Raw genomic sequence first — 2,829 nt, 5'->3', positions numbered from 1 at the left:
AACCCTGGCCATTCAGCGGAATTGTGCGGTCTGACGATCCGGTAGCAGAAAAGGTGTCCTGACCTGCGAGGATGCGACTGTCGAGGAAGCATCGGTTGCAAGGATCAGGACACCTTTCTGGTGAGCGAGCGTACAGGGTGGGACCGGAGGCTGTTGGTAGGGGCTGACGGGAAAGGGCTGGTCGGGCATGCCGGGGTGGTGCTGCTGCGGCGGCTGGCGGACCGGTCGGGGCTGACGGAGGCACTGGCCGGGGTGTTCCCGGCGGGCGGGGCGGGGTGGCGTGATCGGGCGGTGGTCTTTGTCCAGCTGGCGCTATCCATAGCGATGGGCGCCCGCAGCGTGGCGGAGGCCGAACAACTCGCCCTGCACCACGAGCGGATGACCGGCCCAGGTGTCTCGGACTCCACGGTGCACCGCACCCTGGACCTGTGCGATGCCGACCGGCTCGCGGCGATCGCCCGTGTCCGGGCGCGGGTCCGCCGGGTGGTGTGGTCGTGGCTGTCCTTGCGTCCCGGCGGCTTCCCCTGGCTCACCGTCGCCGGGAAACGCCTGCATAACTGGGTGATCGTCGACATGGACGCCACCATCATCACGGCCGCCTCGAAGAAGGAACAAGCGCGGGCGACCTGGAAGAAGAGTTTCGGCTTTCATCCGTTGGCCGCCTGGTGCGCGAACACCGGCGAGTGTCTGGCGATGCTGCTGAGGCCGGGCAACGCCGGCAGCAACACGGTCACAGACCACATCACCGTGCTCGCTGACGCACTCGCCCAGATCCCCGGCTCCTCCAGTGCGAAGCTCCTGATCCGCGTCGACGGCGCCGACGCGACACACGGTCTGCACGAACACCTCATCGCCCTGAACACCCGTCGGCGCACGGTCCGTTTCACCACCGGCTGGACCATCACCGACCTCGACGAACAGGCCATCGCCCGCCTGCCCGAGACGGCCTGGGAGGTCTCCCTGAACCAGAACGGCACCCTCCAGGAGGACTACGGAGTCGCGGAGTTGAGCGGTCTGAGCACACGCGAGGGCTGGAGCAGGGGACTGAGGTTGATCGTCCGCCGGGTCAAGCCCTCCAGCCGCCACCTCGCGAACCTGACCGACTTCGAGAAGAAGACCGGTTTCAAGTACTCGGTCATCGCCACCAACATCCGAAAGATGACCCGGATCCCCGGCTCCCATCAAGCACAGTGGCTGGACGCCCTGCACCGCCACCACGCGGTCGTCGAAGACCGGGTCCGTACGAACAAAGCGATGGGCCTGCACAACCTGCCCTCGAAATCCTTCACCACGAACCAGGGCTGGATGCTCGCCGCGAACCTCGCCGCCGACCTCGACGCCTGGCTCCGCCTCCTGGCCCTGCACGACCAGGACGAACTCGCCCACGCCGAACCCGACACCATGCGGTTCCGGATCTACCACCTGCCCGCCCGCCTCACCGCCCACGCCCGCCGCCGGCACCTCCGCCTCGCCCCCGACTGGCCCTGGGCAGCCGCCTTCGTCCTGGCCTGGCAGCGCCTGACCGGCCTGACCGCCGTCACCTGACGAGCAGGCGCCCGCCCCGACGAAGACCAGGAAGGAGAGCCCCGCACCACCCGGGACCGTGGAACCCGGCGCAGCCGCAGCGACACGCGAAGACCCTGACCGCGAACAGCGAGGACAAACAGGGCGAAGCAATCACCCTATGCGGCAACGATCACCCCTGAAGGATCGAGGCGAACGCGGGAAGAGAGGTTCAGGAATGTAGGTTGGCACCTCTTTGAATTCGGTGCTGCGTGAAAGATGAAGGTAGGCCCTTCGGAGCCGCCCTGCGGGGGGAGGCTTCAAACCGCCACATGCTGCGTTGGCTGAAGACCGTCGTGGTGAGCGATGTGGAAAAGGCGCCCATGAGGCGTCAGGTGGGGACCAGGAAGGCGAGCGCAAGCGAATCGCTGATGACGTGTCGAAAACGTATTCAGATGGCATCGAAACTGGGGGTGTAGATATGGCTCCAGGACAAGTCTGGCGGACACCCGTCTACTGGCCAGACGGTGCCCGGCATGGAGGCGACGCGAGCCTGGTCTGCTGCTTTCGCGTGGAACGTGGGAAGGCGAGTCCCGAAAGTCCTGCCTCATGGGCAGGGAGAGGGAGTGTCCCGAAGCGGCGGAAACCGCGAGGGATCGAGTACCGGTGCGGGACTCGCCGGCGGACCGGCTCGTACTAGTGTCTTGTGATCCTGTTCGTGGAACCTGAGGCTCCTGTGATCGTTGAGTCTGGTATGGATCTCTCCTCTGAACAGATGGCGGAACTAAGGGAGTTGGCCGGGTCGCGGGATGTTCCGGCCGATGTGGCGCTTCGTGCACGGATCGTGTTGTGGTCCGGTGAGGGGCGGCGGCGCAAGGACATTGCCGAACTCGCCGGTGTGGCGCCACTGACGGTGGACCGCTGCAAGGCCCGTTATGCGGAGCGGGGCCTTGCCGGTCTGGAGGAGAAGCGCCGTGGCGGGCCGCGTACCCAGGTACCGCCGCGTGTGCGGGCTCGGGTGATCGCTTTGACGAGGATGTCGCCGCCGGCGGAATCCGGCCTGTCGCACTGGTCGACGCGGACGCTGGCCGACCATCTGAAGCGGCGGGAGGGCGTCTCGGTGTCGTGGCATTACATCGCCCGCATCTGGCGTGAGGAGAACCTGAAACCGCACCGCTCGGGCACCTTCAAGATCTCGAAAGACCCGGCGTTCGCGGAGAAGGTCGCCGATGTCGTCGGTTTGTACCTCGCCCCGCCCGGTGGCGCCGTGGTGCTGTCGGTCGACGAGAAGACGCAGGTGCAGGCTCTGGACCGGACCCAGCCGGT

The 2,829-nt window shown here is 66.6% G+C and carries 2 protein-coding genes; both read left to right on the top strand.

All coding sequences use genetic code 11. From position 1 onward, the window contains the following. The first annotated feature begins 120 nt into the window (after positions 1-120). Complete coding sequence (locus AC5P09_RS51565) at positions 121-1,545, top strand: IS1380 family transposase (RefSeq protein WP_493880569.1); 1,425 nt, start codon at positions 121-123, stop codon at positions 1,543-1,545. 712 nt (positions 1,546-2,257) lie between these two features. After that, the coding region (locus AC5P09_RS51560) for an IS630 family transposase (protein ID WP_493880570.1) at positions 2,258-2,829 on the top strand (572 nt) is incomplete at its 3' end.

Source organism: Streptomyces sp. a15 (assembly GCF_059026085.1).
The sequence above is the reverse complement of the archived record's forward strand: the minus strand, read 5'-3'. Positions and strand labels throughout refer to the sequence as shown.